Here is a 15,038-nt window from a genome sequence, read left to right on the forward strand (position 1 = left end):
TATTAAATCGGCAATTCGGATGAAACAATGAAACAACTCGATCGGGCAGAGATTTCTGCCAGCACGCTCTATATCGTTCCTACCCCGATCGGTAACCTGGGTGATATTACGCAACGAGCGTTAACGGTGCTCGCCAGCGTCGATCTCGTCGCAGCGGAAGATACACGTCATACCGGGCTGTTGCTACAACATTTCGCCATCAATGCGCGACTCTTCGCATTACACGACCACAACGAACAGCAGAAAGCCGAAGTGCTGTTAGCCAAGCTGCAAGAGGGCCAGAGCATCGCGCTGGTCTCCGATGCGGGCACGCCATTAATTAACGATCCGGGCTACCATTTGGTGCGTCGCTGCCGTGAAGCCGGTGTGCGCGTGGTGCCATTGCCGGGTGCTTGCGCGGCCATCACAGCATTAAGCGCAGCGGGATTACCGTCCGATCGTTTCTGTTACGAAGGATTTCTACCGGCCAAAAGCAAAGGGCGTTGTGATGTGCTGCGCGCGCTTGGCGAGGAGCCGCGCACGCTGATTTTCTATGAATCGACACATCGCCTGATCGATAGTTTGCAAGATATGGTTAGCGTGTGGGGTGCTGAGCGCTATGTGGTGCTGGCGCGCGAGATCACCAAAACCTGGGAATCAATCCAAGGTGCACCGGTCGGCGAACTGCTGGCATGGGTGCTGGAGGATGAAAATCGCCGCAAAGGCGAAATGGTGCTGATTGTTGAAGGCCATAAAGCCGATGAAGAAGCCCTGCCTGCCGAAGCGTTGCGCACGCTGGCGCTGCTGCAAAAAGAGCTGCCATTAAAGAAAGCCGCTGCGCTAACGGCAGAAATTCATGGCGTTAAGAAGAACGCTCTGTATAAGTACGCGCTCGAGCAGCAAGAGGCGTGACAAACGGCGGCGGATCGCCTATTATCCCGCGCCGAAGCTGACCAGACAGTCGCCGCTTTGTCGTCGTCCTCTTTCGGGGGGAGACGGGCAAAGGGGAGGAAAGTCCGGGCTCCATAGGGCAGGGTGCCAGGTAACGCCTGGGGGGCGCAAGCCTACGACCAGTGCAACAGAGAGCAAACCGCCGATGGCCCAGTAATGGGATCAGGTAAGGGTGAAAGGGTGCGGTAAGAGCGCACCGCGCGGCTGGCAACAGTTCGTGGCACGGTAAACTCCACCCGGAGCAAGGCCAAATAGGGGTTCACTAGGTACGGCCCGTACTGAACCCGGGTAGGCTGCTTGAGCCAGTGAGCGATTGCTGGCCTAGATGAATGACTGTCCACGACAGAACCCGGCTTATCGGTCAGTTTCGACTTTTCGAAAAAGACGCCCGCAAGAGAAATCTTGTGGGCGTTTTACTTTGTGTCGCTGGGTGCGCGCTGGCCCTCATCCTAACCTTCTCCCGCTAGCGGGAGAAGGGACCGATCGAGCGATGAGTTAATATTGAGCTCATTCTGCCAGAGCGCGCCATACAATTCCCTCTCCCTGTGGGAGAGGGCTAGGGTGAGGGCATCAGCACGCACGGAAATAAATAAACGTTCTCACGTAAAGAAATGAAAATCCCTGAAAACAATATTTTGCCTGTGCCAGAATAAGCGCGTGTTTAACTACTGAGGACAAATTTAATCCACACTGACGAGAAGCAACAACGTGGATAAGTTGTAATTTTATGGACAAAATGTTCGCACCATTCAAAGCATCACTATTCTCATCTCTCTTTACCTCCAACTGCTCTATCTGCGATCAGCACTGGCGCTTCGCGCTTTAGTCTCGTTCTCTCCTTTTCTACATTTTTAATTTAATTGGCTAACACGTTTATTTTTCGCGTGGCTGGCGTTTATTTCTCATTAGGAGAGAAATCATGCTGTATTGGATTTTATTAGCTCTGGCAATCGTGGCGGAAATTATCGGCACGGTGTCAATGAAATGGGCCAGCGTTAATGGCGGCAACGCTGGTTATATTTTTATGCTGGTGATGATCGCGCTGTCTTATATTCTCTTGTCTTTCGCTATAAAACGAATCGCGCTCGGCGTGGCGTATGCCATGTGGGAAGGTGTCGGCATTCTATTTATTACGCTGTTTAGCGTGCTGCTGTTTGATGAAACTCTATCCGTGGTGAAAGTTGCCGGTTTGCTGACATTAGTGCTCGGCATTGTGCTGATTAAATCCGGCACGTTGACCCGCAAGGAGCTGCACCATGGCAACGTTTAACGGATTGCACATCGCGTGGTTAGTGCTGGCGGTGGTGTTGGAAATTGCCGCGAATATCTTCCTGAAATACTCCAACGGTTTTCGTCGCCCGTTGTTTGGTGTGCTCTCGTTAGCGGCGGTGTTGGCAGCGTTCAGTGCGCTGGCGCAGGCGGTGAAAGGGATTGATTTGACTGTCGCTTACGCTTTATGGGGCGGATTGGGTTTAGTCGCGACGGTGGCGGCGGGCTGGATTCTGTTTGGACAACGGCTGAGCCGCATTGGCTGGTTGGGTGTGGCATTGTTGCTGTTTGGCATGGTGCTGATTAAATTTGCCTAAAATGATTCACCTCTCGCACGGAGAGGTGAATGCATCCATCAATCGCGGCCGTGTGGCTCATCCCAATCAAAAGCGGGGCCGAGCGAGATCACGCCGCTGGGGTTGATGGTTTTATGGCTGCAATAATAGTGATGGCGAATGTGCGGCAGGTTTACCGTATCGGCGATACCCGGCATTTGGTAAATGTCGCGCAGGAAGCCGCTTAGATTGCGGAAATCACTGATGCGGTGGCGATCGCACTTAAAGTGGGTGACGTAGACCGGATCGAAGCGCACCAAGGTGGTCCACAGGCGCAAATCGGCTTCGGTTAGCTGATTGCCAGTGAGATAACGATGCTGACCGAGAATCTGCTCAAGTCGCGCTAACGAATGGAACAGCGCCGTCACCGCTTCATCGTAAGCTGCCTGTGAGGTAGCGAAACCGCTTTTGTACACGCCGTTGTTCACGGTGTCGTAAACCCAGCTATTCACCTCATCAATCTTGTCACGCAGCTCAGCGGGATAGTAATCACCGGCGCGTGCACCTTGCGCATCAAACGCACTATTCAACATACGCATGATATCGGCGGATTCATTGCTGACGATGGTTTGTTGCTGCTTGTCCCACAGCACCGGCACGGTCACGCGGCCGGTATATTGCGCATCGGCATGTAGATAGAGCTGGTATAGGAACTCTTTTTGATACAACGCATCGCCGGTTGCGGCCGGGAAATCACTGTCGAAGGTCCAGCCGTTTTCCAGCATCAGCGGATGCACCACCGAAACGGAAATCATATCTTCCAGCCCTTTCAGTTGGCGCATTAATAAGGTGCGATGCGCCCACGGGCAGGCGAGTGAGACATACAGATGATAGCGACCGCGTTCGGCGGCGAAACCCGCTTTGCCGGTTGGGCCAGCGCTGCCATCCGCGGTGATCCAGTTACGCCATACGGCTTCAGTGCGTTTGAAGCGGCCACCGGTTGACTTCGTATCGTACCAGGTGTCGTGCCAGACACCGTCAATCAGCTGTCCCATAAGCCCTCCATAAAAAAAGGGGGCGAGGAAAATCCCCGCCCCTGACAATCAGTATATGTGGTGTTGCCGCGTTTAGCGTGCTGCTGCCGGCTGGAAGCGCTGGCGAATCAGACGGTCAATGCTGTAAGCACCTGGACCCACCAAACCCAACACCAGGAAACCACCGGCGATAGACAGGTTTTTCATGAACATCAGCTGGTTAACGCCTTCAGCGAAGTTGCTGTGGAACAGGAATGCAGTCAGCAGCGTGAAGCCCGCGGTGAACAGTGCGGTGAAACGCGTCAGGAAACCGAACAGAATTGCCAGGCCGCCGCCGAACTCCAACAGGATAACCAGCGGCAGGAAGAAGCCCGGCACGCCCATGGCTTGCATGTATTGTGCGGTACCAGCGTAACCGGTAATTTTGCCCCAGCCTGCGGTAATAAACAGAATGGTCATTAAGATACGTGCTGCCAACAGGCCTGAGTCTTCGAATTTTTTCATCATCTACTCCAACAAGGTTTTTGTTGCAGGTTGTTGGCCTGCGGGGTTTGAATCCCGTTGAACCGCTTAAATAAGTTCATTGGGCTGATGGAGGGAGATGATAATCGCAGGATGAAAGAGTTGTAAGCGAGATAAACTGTTAATGTTGTTCAGGGATTTTGATGGAGTAAAACCGAACCTTTTCGGCCCGGCCTTTAATAGAGAGATTTATCGCGTATCCAGCGTGGATTTGATCATGCGCCAGGTGCTCCAGACGCCAAAACCGCGCTTCGCCCAGCGCAGCAAACGGTTGGGGCTGCGAATCGACCAAATCGCCAGAGCGCTGCTGCCAATCGCCAGATAACGACGCATGCCAATCAACGTCAGCCAGCCGCGATCGTACTGCGCTGTGCCCGCCAGCCAATCGCGGCGGCCAGCACTGAGATCAAGCCGCTGTTGCTGAACTTGATTAAGCAATTCGTGAATACGTGCTTCACGTTCGCGGCGGCTCATGAGCGATGCTCCTCCAGCAATTTGCGATCGGTATCCAGCTCTTTACGTGTGTGACGTAACAGCGTTGATTGGCGCGATTTGTGTAACGTCCACAATCCGAAGATCAGCGCTAAGGCAAACAGCACGCCAGTGGTGATGGCAATCGCCATCAGACGATATTGTGCATCCACCGCCCAGATGATCAGCACCATCAAACTCATCAAACCGAAAGCGGTAAACAACATGGTCAGGCCAACCATCATCAGCATCTGAATCAGGTTCGCCTTCTCTTCTTCCAGCTCGACAATCGCCAGTCGAACACGGGTTTCAACCATGCTAACCAGCGTGGTTACGATGCGCTGACCAATGTTAAAGACCCCTTTGCCGGGGCCGTGGCTTTGCTGACTATCACTCATCATTAACGCCGTGAGATTAGAATGCCGATTAAAATGCCTACCGCTGCACCGATACCTACGCCGTGCCATGGATTATCACGCACGTATTCATCGGCTTTTTCCGCCGCTTCACGTGTGGTTTGCGCGATACGTTCGCCGGAGTCGCCGAGGCGTTCACGCGAGCTTTCGATTGCACCACGCGCTTTGCTGCGCAGTTTGTCGAGTTCGGTTTTGGATTTGTCCGCTGAGCTGCTCAGCACTTCTTCCAGGGTATCCGCCAGATTTTTCAGTTCAGCGCGCAGATGTTCAGATGATGATTCTTTAGCCATGGAAATCTCCTTTTACAGCATGTAGTTAAGTCCGATTAATAAGGTTCAGTCTCAAGCTTTTTAAGCTCGTGCTGCGCCTCTTCTAGCTTACGTTCGCGCTTCTCAATCTTGCCTTTGTCACCATCCTGACGCTCTTCCTTCAGTTCACGCTCACGTTCAGCAATTTTGTGTTTTTGCGCCGCGATACGTTCGCTATGAGCAGATTTCAATTTCTCATCGGTGCAGCCGGCGCGGACTTCGGTCAGCGCGCGCTCCAGCCCGGTGACGCGGCGCTGGTTGTTGTGCTGTTTCGCCATATCGATTTCACGCTGAATATCCTGCTCCTTTTGCTGGCAAAGGGATTCAGCTGCCAATAGCGAACCTGAAAGAGAGAAAAGAATAGCACCTAGCAGTAATTGATGTTTCATCAGGTTGTGACCTTCCATTGTTGATGACTTGCCATAGACGGGCAAAAGGGCATCCCAGCATGTCTTAGGCTTACGCTACCTCTAAGGATAGTCAGCAGACGAAAAAATTCAAAGAAGACGCGGGGATAGCGAGGATTAACTCACCGCCTGGCTTATCGCGCAGGCGGCAAAGATTAGCTGTAGGTTGGGCGATTACTATCAGAATTTTGTTGTGACGCTTGCGGGCCAGCGGCCACGACAAAACCTTGTGGCAACAGGCGTTTCAACACTTTCTGCGCGGCGATGCTTTGCTCTTCATTGTCAAAATGAATCACCAGCGCGTCGCCAGAAGGTGTAATGCTTTTGATGCGCACGCCCTGCGCCGAAAGTTGCTGATAAAGGTAAAAACCGTCAGGTAGATTAGTGCTGTTGTTTGAAACTCGGATTTGCACCACGGTTTCATGCTGCATCATGGCCGGAATAAAACACACCGCCAGCAATGCCAACGCACCACCCAACGCCCAAGGTAGATAGTGCCTTGGGAATCCGCTGAATTTGATCATGGTTGTGAGTTCCCTTTGCGATTTGACTGGCGTTTACGCCACAGCACCACAAGAGAACCCACCAAACCGATCACCAGTAACACCAGCGGCAGCAGCATCAATCCTAACGTTAGCTCTTCTTCGTAACGGCGGAAAATCGGCGTCTTGCCTAATGCAAAGCCCAGCACGGTGAGGATCACCACCCACAGGAAGCCGCTCATCCAGTTAAAGAACTGGAAACGCGCGTTGCTCAGGCCAGACAGCCCAGCAATGGTCGGCAGCAAGGTGCGCACGAAGGCGATAAAGCGGCCAATTAACAGCGCAGACAAACCGTGGCGGTGGAACAGGGCGTGTGCGCGTTGGTGATATTGTGCGGGCAGATGCGATAGCCAATTTTGTACAGTGGGCGTATTACCCAGCCATCGGCCCTGAATGTAACTAACCCAGCAGCCCAGGCTGGCGCCGGTGGTCAAAATCAAAATGGTCAGTGGGAAACTCATGGTGCCTTTGGCAATCAGCACGCCAACTAAAATCAGTAAGCTGTCGCCCGGCAGAAATGCGGCTGGCAGCAGTCCATTTTCCAAAAACAGGATCATGAACAACACGCCGTAAATGGCCCAAACCAATGTCGGGTCGGAGAGCATTTCGTAATCCTGCTGCCACAAGGCATGCAGCAATGCTTTCAAAATATCCATCAATCATTCCTGAACATCATTGTTAAACGTGCCCGTGAGGGGCTTAGGCGCAGACTGGCGTTGGTTATACATTTTAGATAAGCAGCCTGAGCAGGATTTTCCGGGTCCTTCCAGAATTGATTGTTAAATCAGCGACTTTTTACAGCCCTGTCGCAAAGGGTAATAAAAGGGCGATAACTGTAACAAAAATAACGTTATCCAGACAGGGGAAAGTGCCTGCCCACAGGAGTTTTACCTTTAGACGCGGATGGTCCAAAGGAGCTTTACATGAGCTGACACTATTGCAGACTAACTGACTTTTTCAGCAGCAAAATGCCTGAAAAATAAGCAGGATCAGCGTGGGTTGTCACTGCCTCCAGGCAGGATGACCGGATTTTCCGCAAACATGTAACGATCCACATTAAATTCAAAATCGTCAGTGGTGGCGTTGAACAGCATCTGCTTAGTATTTTCCAGATGTTGCCACATTGCCAACTTACTGGCGGCCGGATCTTTGCGTATCAGTGCTTTCAGAATCTGGTCATGATCATCGCACCAACTGGTGATGTTTTTGGCATCAATGTGTTCGTGCAGTTTGAGCCAATAGGGATTGTGCAGGCGATGCAGCCACATCTTCTCGACAATCGCCGCCAGTGCGCTGTTTTGCGTCGCCTGAGCAATACGCACGTGAAACTCCATATCCCAGCTGGAATCACGTGAATGATCTTCCTGGCGCGCTTTCTCCTGGATCGCCATCAGCGCTAAAATGTCCTGGCGCGTCACTTGGGTGGCAGCAAACTCCGCCACATTGCTCTCAATTAATTGCCGCGCTTGTAACAGTTCAAATGGGCCGAAATGGGCGAACTCAAGCTGGCTCGGCGTCGCCACGCGATTCTGCTGCTGGCTGCTGATCACATGAATGCCCGAACCTTTGCGCACCTCCACGTAACCTTCCACTTCCAGCATGATGATCGCTTCACGCACCACGGTGCGGCTGACCTGCATTTCTTCCGCAATCAAGCGCTCGGCTGGCAGTTTGTCGCCAACGGCGTAATCGCCCGCTTCAATACGGCGTTTCAAATCGCTGGCGAGTTGTTGATACAGGCGACGGGATTCGTTGAGGTCCATCACGCGCTCCACTGTGTGAAAAAAGTTGAGTTGTTATACCACTTTGGCGGCGTTGAGGAAACGGATTGGCGTGTACGTCTCTGGAAGCAAGAAACGCCTGCTAATGCTTTGTAGGGAAACAATGAGAAGAGCGAAATGGACGAGTTGTTATACATGATAAGAAGTTGCGTACCGAAAAGTGAGTAATGCGGGTTTTACTTATCATGTTGTTATTAATGGATTTAAAATTCAATACTGCTTATTACCCACAATATAATCATCATTATTGTGAACTGCATCGCAAAAAATTCTGTTAATTCTAAAAATTGGTATGATAACTTTTGTTTTATTATTCGATAGCGACGGAATTGAGGAAGCAAGTATGCAGCGGTTGAACCGGAATGATTTTCCCGGCGCGCACTACACCGATCGCGTCATTCAGTTTGGCGAAGGTAATTTTTTACGCGCGTTTATTGATTGGCAGCTTGATTGGTTGAACCAACACCAAGCCACCGATGCGGGTGTCGTGGTGGTGCGGCCGCGTAATCGCGTGGTTGATGATTCGTTGAACCAGCAAGATGGCTTGTTTACCACCTTGATTCGCGGGCTCAATGCGGCAGGTGAGCGAGTGAGCGAAACCCGGCTAATTCGCACGATTAACCGTGAAATCCAGCCTTATCAGCAGCTTGATGCATTCCTCGCACTCGCTCACGCGCCGCAAATGCGGTTTGTGTTTTCCAACACCACCGAAGCCGGGATTGTCTTTAACCCGCAGGATCAACTGGATGGTGCGCCCGCATCGTCCTTCCCCGGCAAGCTGACGCAACTGTTGTGGGCGCGCTTCAACCACTTTGCCGCCGCCAGCGATAAAGGTTGGCTGGTGGTGCCGTGTGAGCTTATCGACAACAACGGCGACACGCTGCGAGCGCGGGTTCTGCAATACAGCCAACATTGGCAGCTGCCAGCCGAATTCGCCCGCTGGGTGCAGGATCATTGCGCGTTTTACAACACGCTGGTGGATCGTATTGTCACCGGCTATCCCGCCGACAGCGCTGAGATTAGCGCGCAGTTGGGCTACGAAGATCGTTATTTAGTGGCAGGTGAAGTCTATTACCAGTTTGTGATTCAAGGGCCGGATACGCTGGCGCAAGAACTCAAGCTGCACGCGCTGGCGCCTGAAGTGAAGATGGTCGATGACATCACGCCTTACAAAGCGCAGAAAGTGGCGATTCTCAACGGTGCGCACACCGCGCTGGTGCCGGTTGCGTTTCAGGCTGGGGTAGAAAGCGTGGGTGAGGCGATGAGTGATGCGCAATTGGCTGGCTTTGTTGACGTGTTGCTGCGCGAAGAGGTGATTCCCACCTTGGATCTGCCTCGTGAGGAATTGCACGCCTTCGCCGATGCGGTGCAGCGCCGCTTCCGCAATCCATTTATTCGCCACGCGTTGCTGTCGATTGCGCTTAACAGCATGACCAAATTCCGCACCCGTTTATTACCGCAACTGCTTCTCGCACAGCAGCAAACCGGCAAGTGGCCCGAACGCCTGACGTTCGCCTTTGCGGCTTTGCTGGCGTTTTATCGCGGCGAGCAGGGCGATCGCCACTGGCCGTTGCAGGACGATGAACATTGGCTGCAACGTTTTGCTGAACTGTGGCCGGCGGTAAACCACGATAAACAAACGCCAGAACTGTTGGTGCGTGCGGTGCTCAGCGATGCCAATCATTGGGGCGAAGATCTCACTCAGCGGCCAGGATTAGTGGCCGCGGTAAGCCAAAACCTGCAAAACATCATCGTCCACGGGATGCGGACGGCGTTGACACAACTGAGATAACGCGATGCAAGATGCGATCAAAATTCATACCCGCGACAACGTTGCGGTGGCGCTGCGCGATTTGGCGGCGAACAGTTCCGTGGTGATTGATGACGTCGCGGTAACCTTGCAGCAAGAGGTTGGCCGTGGTCACAAGTTTGCTTTGCAGCCGTTAGCCAGCGACGCGCTGGTGATTAAGTACGGTTTGCCGATTGCCCATGCCACGCAGCCCATTGCAGCGGGTGAGATCATTCACTCCAGCAACGCGCGCACCAATCTCAGCGATGTCGATGAATACGATTATCAGCCTGACTTTCTTGATCTGCCGCCGCAAGCCGGTGATCGTGAGGTGCAGATCTATCGTCGCGCCAGTGGTGAAGTGGGCATTCGCAATGAACTGTGGATTTTGCCAACCGTGGGTTGCGTCAACGGTATCGCGCGACAAATCCTGACGCGCTTTATGAAAGAGACCGATGACGCTGCCGGGATTGATGGCGTGCACCTGTTCAGCCACCCGTTTGGCTGCTCGCAACTCGGTCAAGACCATGAAAACACCCGCACCATGCTGCAAAACATGGTGCGCCATCCCAATGCGGGCGCGGTATTGGTGATTGGGCTTGGCTGCGAGAATAATCAGGTCGATGTATTCCGCGACACGCTCGGCGGCTTCGACAGCGATCGCGTGCAGTTTATGGAGTGCCAAAAACAGGATGATGAGGTGGAAGCGGGACTGGAACGTTTGCATGCGCTTTATCAGGTGATGCGTCAGGATCAGCGCCAGCCGGGCAAACTCAGCGAGCTGAAGTTTGGCCTGGAATGTGGCGGTTCGGATGGCTTTTCCGGCATCACCGCGAATCCGATGCTCGGCTGTTTCTCCGACCAAATGATTGCCAACGGCGGTACCACGGTACTGACGGAAGTGCCGGAAATGTTTGGTGCCGAACGCATTCTGATGAGCCGCTGTCGCGATGAAGCCACCTTCGAGAAAACCGTGGCAATGATCAACGATTTCAAGCGCTACTTTATCGATCATCAGCAGCCGATTTACGAGAACCCTTCGCCGGGCAACAAAGCGGGCGGTATCACCACGTTGGAAGAGAAGTCACTCGGTTGCACGCAGAAAGCTGGGCAAAGTCAGGTGGTCGATGTGCTGAAATATGGTGAACGCCTGCACACGCCGGGGCTGAATTTGCTCAGTGCGCCGGGCAACGATGCGGTGGCAACCAGTGCACTGGCGGGTGCCGGTTGCCATATGGTGTTGTTCACCACCGGACGCGGCACGCCGTATGGCGGGTTTGTGCCCACCGTGAAGATTGCTACCAATACGCAATTAGCCGAGAAGAAACCGCACTGGATCGATTTCAATGCCGGGCGTTTGATTGAAGGAATGAGCATGCCGGAGATGTTGGCGGATTTTGTCGATATGATTGTGGCGATTGCGAATGGTCAGCCCGCACGGAATGAAACCAATGATTTCCGCGAGTTAGCCATCTTTAAAAGCGGCGTTACGCTTTAAAACCAGGTGCGCATGAATGCGCACCCTACAAAAACCTCGCCACATATCTGTAGGGTCGCCATTGATGGTGACCTGGGCAATTATTCCGATTCTGACACCGTACGACGCGGTTCGCGTTCGGCTTCTGCCTGGCATACCGCCGCAGTAAACAGAATATCCGTTGATGAATTCAGCGCGGTCTCGGCGGAATCTTGCAGCACGCCAATAATAAAGCCGACCGGCACTACCTGCATTGCCAGATCATTTGGAATACCAAACATATTGCAGGCAACCGGAATCAACAGCAGCGAACCGCCCGCCACGCCGGATGCGCCACAAGCACACAGTGAGGCCACCAAACTCAGCAGAACCGCGGTTGGCACATCAACAGAAATTCCCAGTGTATGCACCGCCGCTAGCGTCAACACGGTGATGGTGATCGACGCACCCGCCATGCTGATGGTGGCACCGAGTGGAATCGACACGGAATAGGTGTCTTCATCCAGATTCAGGCGTTTCGCCAGCGCCATATTGACCGGAATATTGGCCGCTGAGCTGCGGGTGAAGAAGGCAGTGACGCCACTTTCGCGCAAGCAGGTGAATACTAATGGATAAGGATTGCGGCGAATTTTCTGGAACACCAACATGGGGTTGACCACCAGCGCCATAATCAGCATGCAACCTAACAACAGCGCCAGCAGATTGGCGTATTCCCAAATTGCATCGAAGCCGGTTGAGGCCAAAATCGATGCCACCAGACCAAAAATCCCCACTGGCGCACAACGAATCACGCAGCGTACTACCCAGGTTGCGGCGTTGGACGCGTCATTAAGAAACGCTTTGCTGCTTGGGCTGGCATGGCGAAACGCCAAACCTAATCCCAACGCCCACACCAAAATGCCGATGTAGTTGGCGTTCATCAACGCTTCAATTGGGTTCGACACCATGCTCATCAACAAGCCATGCAGCACTTCGGTGATGCCCGACGGCGGCGTGATCTGCGTGGCACCGACGTTCATCGACAGCGTTTGTGGGAACAAATGACTGAAGATCACTGCCACGACTGCGGCGAAGAAGGTACTGAGCAGATAGAGCATGATAATCGGGCGGATGTTGGTTTTTTGTCCCTGCTGATGGTTGGCAATTGAGGAGATCACCAACACCAATACCAGCAACGGCGCGACAGCTTTCAGTGCGCGCACGAACAGTTCACCCAGCAAGCCAACAGCTAATGCCGCATCGCGTGAGAACCACGCCAGCGCCACGCCAGCCACCAGGCCGATCATAATTTGTTTTACCAGGCTTCCTGCGAACAGCGCGCCCAGACGTCCAATAAAGTTGTTTTGCATATCACAGGTCTTTTTATTGTGGCCATGAGAGTTGTGCGCAATTCCACCACGCCCAACGGTTTGCCCGGCGGAGTATAAGGAAAAGAGTTGATGATGAAAGAGATAATTCTGAGCTTGCGCGGCAGGTCGGTTTTTTGATCTGCTAATGAGTGGAAATGTGACAGATATATAAAAGGCAAAGTTTGCTACTGGCGAAATAAAGCAGGGGCGATTAGCGCCCCTACAGAAGATTATGGTGAGATGTGCTTCTGGTCGTTTCTATGGTTTACCCACGCGTTAATCAGCAGCGTGCCGCCAAGAATCACGCCCACCACCGTTAACGAGATCGCTACCGGAATATGATAGAACTCGACGATCAGCATTTTGATGCCGATAAACACCAACACAATCGCCAGTCCGTACTTCAACATTGAGAAGCGCTCTGCCACGTTCGCCAACAGGAAATACATCGCACGCAGGCCGAGAATCGCGAACAGATTTGAGGTCAGCACAATGAACGGATCGGTAGTCACCGCGAAGATGGCCGGGATGCTATCAACGGCGAAAATCACGTCGCTGAGCTCCACCATAATCAGCACCAGCAATAGCGGCGTCGCAAATAATACGCCGTTTTTGCGGGTGAAAAATTTTTCGCCATCCAGATCATCCGTCATACGCAGATGCTTGCGCAGCCAACGAACCACTGGCTTCTCGCCCACCGCGCTGCCATCTTCTTCCTTCGCCAGCGCCATTTTCAGGCCGGTGAAGAGTAAGAAAGCACCGAAGACGTACAGGATCCAACTGAACTGCGTCACCAAATAGCTGCCAGCGAAAATCATGATGGTTCGCAGCACGATCGCGCCTAACACGCCATAAATCAGTACCCGACGTTGCAGTTGCGCTGGAATAGCAAAATAGCTAAACAGCATCAGCCAGACGAAGACGTTATCCACCGCCAGCGCTTTTTCTAAAACGTAGCCGGTGAGGAAGGCGAGGGTTTGTGCGGTTGCCACTTCACGGCCAGCAGTACCGTCGAGATACCACCAGAAAGCCGCGCTGAACAGCAATGAAACGGATACCCAAATCAGCGACCAGATTGCCGCTTGTTTGAATGACATGGTTTGCGCGCCACGTCGACCCTGTAATAACAAGTCGATGGCAAGCATGATGACAACAACGACAGCAAAGCTGCCCCAGAGTAACGGTGTGCCTACTGATTGCATCGTAGTCTCCTGTTCTGACATAAAAAAACGGCTGAAGTCAGAAGACGTCAGCCGCTTTGATCGTGCTGCAAGCAAACCTCGCCTTCCGGCAAGGTCTCACTTACAACTCAGAATAGATTCCGGGTTGCCTGATGACCGGATGCTTACGCAACGTAATGACGATCAATCAGCGTAGAAGTTACTCCCCTTTGCAGCGCTCAAGATACTTAGGACCCTTGTTGCTGGCAAGAGGGCGCAGAAATGTTTTGCAATATTTACACTTCTGCCTGATCTGCCGGGAACACCACGCCGGTCTGGCGACGGATTTCTGTCAGCAGTTGTGCGGTAATGCGCGACGTATCTAGCGCTGGATGCTCCACTTCCCCGGCTTCCACCAATCTGGCGAAGGTTTCTGCTTCGTACAGCATAGTGTTGATGTGCTGCGGTTGCGTCAGGTTCTGGCTCTCGCCGCCGCGCGGAATAAAGCGCAGTTGCTGGCATTCGGAGATCTTGTCGATCACCAATGATCCCGCTTCGCCCTGAATTTCGCTAGGAATCAGCGAGTCGCTGACTTTTGAGTGCAACAAAGTGACATCAAAATCGCCGTAGCCCAGCACCACCACGCCGTGTGCATCAACGCCACTTTCCAGCAGTGAAGCTTGCGCTTTCACTTGCTGCGGCGCGCCCCACAACGTGATGGCGGCGGCGAGGCAGTAAAAGCCGATATCCATGATCGAACCGTTCGACCAGCGCGGATTAAAGGTGTTCGGGTTCTCGCCATCCAGATAACGCTGATAGCGCGATGAATATTGGCAATAGTTAATCAAGGCTTTGCGCAGCTTGCCCAACTGCGGCAAGGTTTTTTGCAGTTGCAGGAAGGTTGGCAAACTGGCGGTTTTAAAGGCTTCGAAAAGCACGACTTGATGCTGACGCGCGCAGGCGATCATCGCTTCGGCTTCACGTAAGTTGGAAGCCATCGGTTTTTCGCAAATCACATGCTTACCGTGCGACATAAACAGAATTGCCTGCTCGCTGTGCAACGCGTTGGGGCTGGCGATGTAGACCGCATCGATCTCGCTGCTGGTGGCCAGTTCATCCAATGAGGTGAAAGTCAGCTGGCAAGGATAATCCGCCACAAACGCGTCGGCCTGCTGCTGATTGCGTGAATAGACACCGCTGAGTTTCATCTTGCCGGTTTCATGTGCGGCGTCGATAAACTGGCGGGTAATCCAGTTGGTTCCCACAATGGCGAAACGAATCACGTGCTGCTCTCCTGCTAAAGTAAAG

17 protein-coding genes and 1 other RNA gene are annotated in these 15,038 nt (G+C 53.0%); 6 read left to right on the forward strand and 12 right to left on the reverse strand.

Translation table 11 applies throughout. From position 1 onward, the window contains the following. The first annotated feature begins 27 nt into the window (after positions 1-27). The 4 genes from rsmI (at position 28) to mdtI (ending at position 2,516) form a co-directional block, all read left to right on the forward strand. Positions 28-891, forward strand: coding sequence for a 16S rRNA (cytidine(1402)-2'-O)-methyltransferase (rsmI, locus tag ABDW13_RS01640; protein ID WP_343550661.1), 864 nt, complete (start codon positions 28-30; stop codon positions 889-891). A gap of 33 nt (positions 892-924) precedes the next feature. Next, positions 925-1,303: RNase P RNA component class A (gene rnpB, locus ABDW13_RS01645), an RNA gene on the forward strand. A 546-nt stretch (positions 1,304-1,849) separates the two neighbouring features. Then, positions 1,850-2,200 (forward strand): multidrug/spermidine efflux SMR transporter subunit MdtJ, encoded by a 351-nt coding sequence (gene mdtJ, locus ABDW13_RS01650; RefSeq protein ID WP_343550662.1) that lies wholly within the window; start codon positions 1,850-1,852, stop codon positions 2,198-2,200. Then, positions 2,187-2,516: a multidrug/spermidine efflux SMR transporter subunit MdtI gene (gene mdtI, locus ABDW13_RS01655; RefSeq protein ID WP_343550663.1), complete on the forward strand. Its 330-nt coding sequence runs from the start codon at positions 2,187-2,189 to the stop codon at positions 2,514-2,516. Before mdtJ ends, mdtI begins: the two co-directional genes overlap by 14 nt. 38 nt (positions 2,517-2,554) lie before the next feature. Here mdtI and ABDW13_RS01660 read toward each other — a convergent pair whose 3' ends face one another. From ABDW13_RS01660 to exuR, 9 genes are all read right to left on the reverse strand, one after another. After that, positions 2,555-3,529, reverse strand: a complete 975-nt coding sequence (locus tag ABDW13_RS01660; protein ID WP_343550664.1) for a glutathione S-transferase family protein — start codon at positions 3,527-3,529, stop codon at positions 2,555-2,557. 72 nt (positions 3,530-3,601) lie between these two features. Continuing rightward, positions 3,602-4,012: a DoxX family protein gene (locus ABDW13_RS01665; protein ID WP_343550665.1), complete on the reverse strand. Its 411-nt coding sequence runs from the start codon at positions 4,010-4,012 to the stop codon at positions 3,602-3,604. Between the two features lie 207 nt (positions 4,013-4,219). Continuing rightward, complete coding sequence (locus tag ABDW13_RS01670; protein WP_343550666.1) at positions 4,220-4,504, reverse strand: YqjK-like family protein; 285 nt, start codon at positions 4,502-4,504, stop codon at positions 4,220-4,222. Continuing rightward, positions 4,501-4,899 carry a phage holin family protein gene (locus tag ABDW13_RS01675; RefSeq protein ID WP_343550667.1) on the reverse strand — a complete coding sequence of 133 codons (399 nt, stop codon included), beginning with the start codon at positions 4,897-4,899 and terminating at the stop codon, positions 4,501-4,503. Before ABDW13_RS01675 ends, ABDW13_RS01670 begins: the two co-directional genes overlap by 4 nt. Positions 4,900-4,901: 2 nt before the next feature. Further along, the gene (locus tag ABDW13_RS01680) at positions 4,902-5,207 is read right to left on the reverse strand and encodes a YqjD family protein (protein WP_343550668.1); all 306 of its coding nucleotides are present in this window, start codon (positions 5,205-5,207) and stop codon (positions 4,902-4,904) included. Between the two features lie 35 nt (positions 5,208-5,242). Continuing rightward, positions 5,243-5,614 carry a DUF1090 domain-containing protein gene (locus ABDW13_RS01685; RefSeq protein ID WP_343550669.1) on the reverse strand — a complete coding sequence of 124 codons (372 nt, stop codon included), beginning with the start codon at positions 5,612-5,614 and terminating at the stop codon, positions 5,243-5,245. Between the two features lie 173 nt (positions 5,615-5,787). After that, positions 5,788-6,156 (reverse strand): EnvZ/OmpR regulon moderator MzrA, encoded by a 369-nt coding sequence (gene mzrA, locus ABDW13_RS01690; protein WP_343550670.1) that lies wholly within the window; start codon positions 6,154-6,156, stop codon positions 5,788-5,790. Beyond that, positions 6,153-6,830: a DedA family protein gene (locus ABDW13_RS01695; protein WP_343550671.1), complete on the reverse strand. Its 678-nt coding sequence runs from the start codon at positions 6,828-6,830 to the stop codon at positions 6,153-6,155. Before ABDW13_RS01695 ends, mzrA begins: the two co-directional genes overlap by 4 nt. 333 nt (positions 6,831-7,163) lie before the next feature. After that, the gene (exuR, locus tag ABDW13_RS01700) at positions 7,164-7,937 is read right to left on the reverse strand and encodes a transcriptional regulator ExuR (protein WP_343550672.1); all 774 of its coding nucleotides are present in this window, start codon (positions 7,935-7,937) and stop codon (positions 7,164-7,166) included. Between the two features lie 361 nt (positions 7,938-8,298). Here exuR and ABDW13_RS01705 point away from each other — a divergent pair, with 361 nt between their 5' ends. After that, positions 8,299-9,747 carry a tagaturonate reductase gene (locus ABDW13_RS01705; protein ID WP_343550673.1) on the forward strand — a complete coding sequence of 483 codons (1,449 nt, stop codon included), beginning with the start codon at positions 8,299-8,301 and terminating at the stop codon, positions 9,745-9,747. Positions 9,748-9,751: 4 nt separating this feature from the next. After that, positions 9,752-11,242 carry an altronate dehydratase family protein gene (locus ABDW13_RS01710; protein WP_343550674.1) on the forward strand — a complete coding sequence of 497 codons (1,491 nt, stop codon included), beginning with the start codon at positions 9,752-9,754 and terminating at the stop codon, positions 11,240-11,242. An 80-nt stretch (positions 11,243-11,322) separates the two neighbouring features. On the opposite strand, the gene sstT is transcribed toward ABDW13_RS01710, so the two are convergent. From sstT to ABDW13_RS01725, 3 genes are all read right to left on the reverse strand, one after another. Next, the gene (gene sstT / locus ABDW13_RS01715; protein WP_343550675.1) at positions 11,323-12,570 is read right to left on the reverse strand and encodes a serine/threonine transporter SstT; all 1,248 of its coding nucleotides are present in this window, start codon (positions 12,568-12,570) and stop codon (positions 11,323-11,325) included. 230 nt (positions 12,571-12,800) lie between these two features. After that, positions 12,801-13,772 carry a TerC family protein gene (locus ABDW13_RS01720; RefSeq protein WP_343550676.1) on the reverse strand — a complete coding sequence of 324 codons (972 nt, stop codon included), beginning with the start codon at positions 13,770-13,772 and terminating at the stop codon, positions 12,801-12,803. 254 nt (positions 13,773-14,026) lie between these two features. Next, positions 14,027-15,013, reverse strand: coding sequence for a Gfo/Idh/MocA family oxidoreductase (locus ABDW13_RS01725; protein ID WP_343550677.1), 987 nt, complete (start codon positions 15,011-15,013; stop codon positions 14,027-14,029). Positions 15,014-15,038: the final 25 nt, after the last annotated feature.

The sequence above is a fragment of the Pantoea sp. genome, from assembly GCF_039594315.1.
Lineage (GTDB): Bacteria > Pseudomonadota > Gammaproteobacteria > Enterobacterales > Enterobacteriaceae > Pantoea.

Excerpts from the sequence above, each read along its gene's own strand:
- rsmI (WP_343550661.1), top strand. The coding sequence starts at position 28 with ATGAAACAACTCGATCGGGCAGAGATTTCTGCCAGCACGCTCTATATC.
- mdtJ (WP_343550662.1), top strand. The coding sequence starts at position 1,850 with ATGCTGTATTGGATTTTATTAGCTCTGGCAATCGTGGCGGAAATTATC.
- mdtI (WP_343550663.1), top strand. The coding sequence starts at position 2,187 with ATGGCAACGTTTAACGGATTGCACATCGCGTGGTTAGTGCTGGCGGTG.
- ABDW13_RS01660 (WP_343550664.1), bottom strand. The coding sequence starts at position 3,529 with ATGGGACAGCTGATTGACGGTGTCTGGCACGACACCTGGTACGATACG.
- ABDW13_RS01665 (WP_343550665.1), bottom strand. The coding sequence starts at position 4,012 with ATGAAAAAATTCGAAGACTCAGGCCTGTTGGCAGCACGTATCTTAATG.
- ABDW13_RS01670 (WP_343550666.1), bottom strand. The coding sequence starts at position 4,504 with ATGAGCCGCCGCGAACGTGAAGCACGTATTCACGAATTGCTTAATCAA.
- ABDW13_RS01675 (WP_343550667.1), bottom strand. The coding sequence starts at position 4,899 with ATGAGTGATAGTCAGCAAAGCCACGGCCCCGGCAAAGGGGTCTTTAAC.
- ABDW13_RS01680 (WP_343550668.1), bottom strand. The coding sequence starts at position 5,207 with ATGGCTAAAGAATCATCATCTGAACATCTGCGCGCTGAACTGAAAAAT.
- ABDW13_RS01685 (WP_343550669.1), bottom strand. The coding sequence starts at position 5,614 with ATGAAACATCAATTACTGCTAGGTGCTATTCTTTTCTCTCTTTCAGGT.
- mzrA (WP_343550670.1), bottom strand. The coding sequence starts at position 6,156 with ATGATCAAATTCAGCGGATTCCCAAGGCACTATCTACCTTGGGCGTTG.
- ABDW13_RS01695 (WP_343550671.1), bottom strand. The coding sequence starts at position 6,830 with ATGGATATTTTGAAAGCATTGCTGCATGCCTTGTGGCAGCAGGATTAC.
- exuR (WP_343550672.1), bottom strand. The coding sequence starts at position 7,937 with ATGGACCTCAACGAATCCCGTCGCCTGTATCAACAACTCGCCAGCGAT.
- ABDW13_RS01705 (WP_343550673.1), top strand. The coding sequence starts at position 8,299 with ATGCAGCGGTTGAACCGGAATGATTTTCCCGGCGCGCACTACACCGAT.
- ABDW13_RS01710 (WP_343550674.1), top strand. The coding sequence starts at position 9,752 with ATGCAAGATGCGATCAAAATTCATACCCGCGACAACGTTGCGGTGGCG.
- sstT (WP_343550675.1), bottom strand. The coding sequence starts at position 12,570 with ATGCAAAACAACTTTATTGGACGTCTGGGCGCGCTGTTCGCAGGAAGC.
- ABDW13_RS01720 (WP_343550676.1), bottom strand. The coding sequence starts at position 13,772 with ATGCAATCAGTAGGCACACCGTTACTCTGGGGCAGCTTTGCTGTCGTT.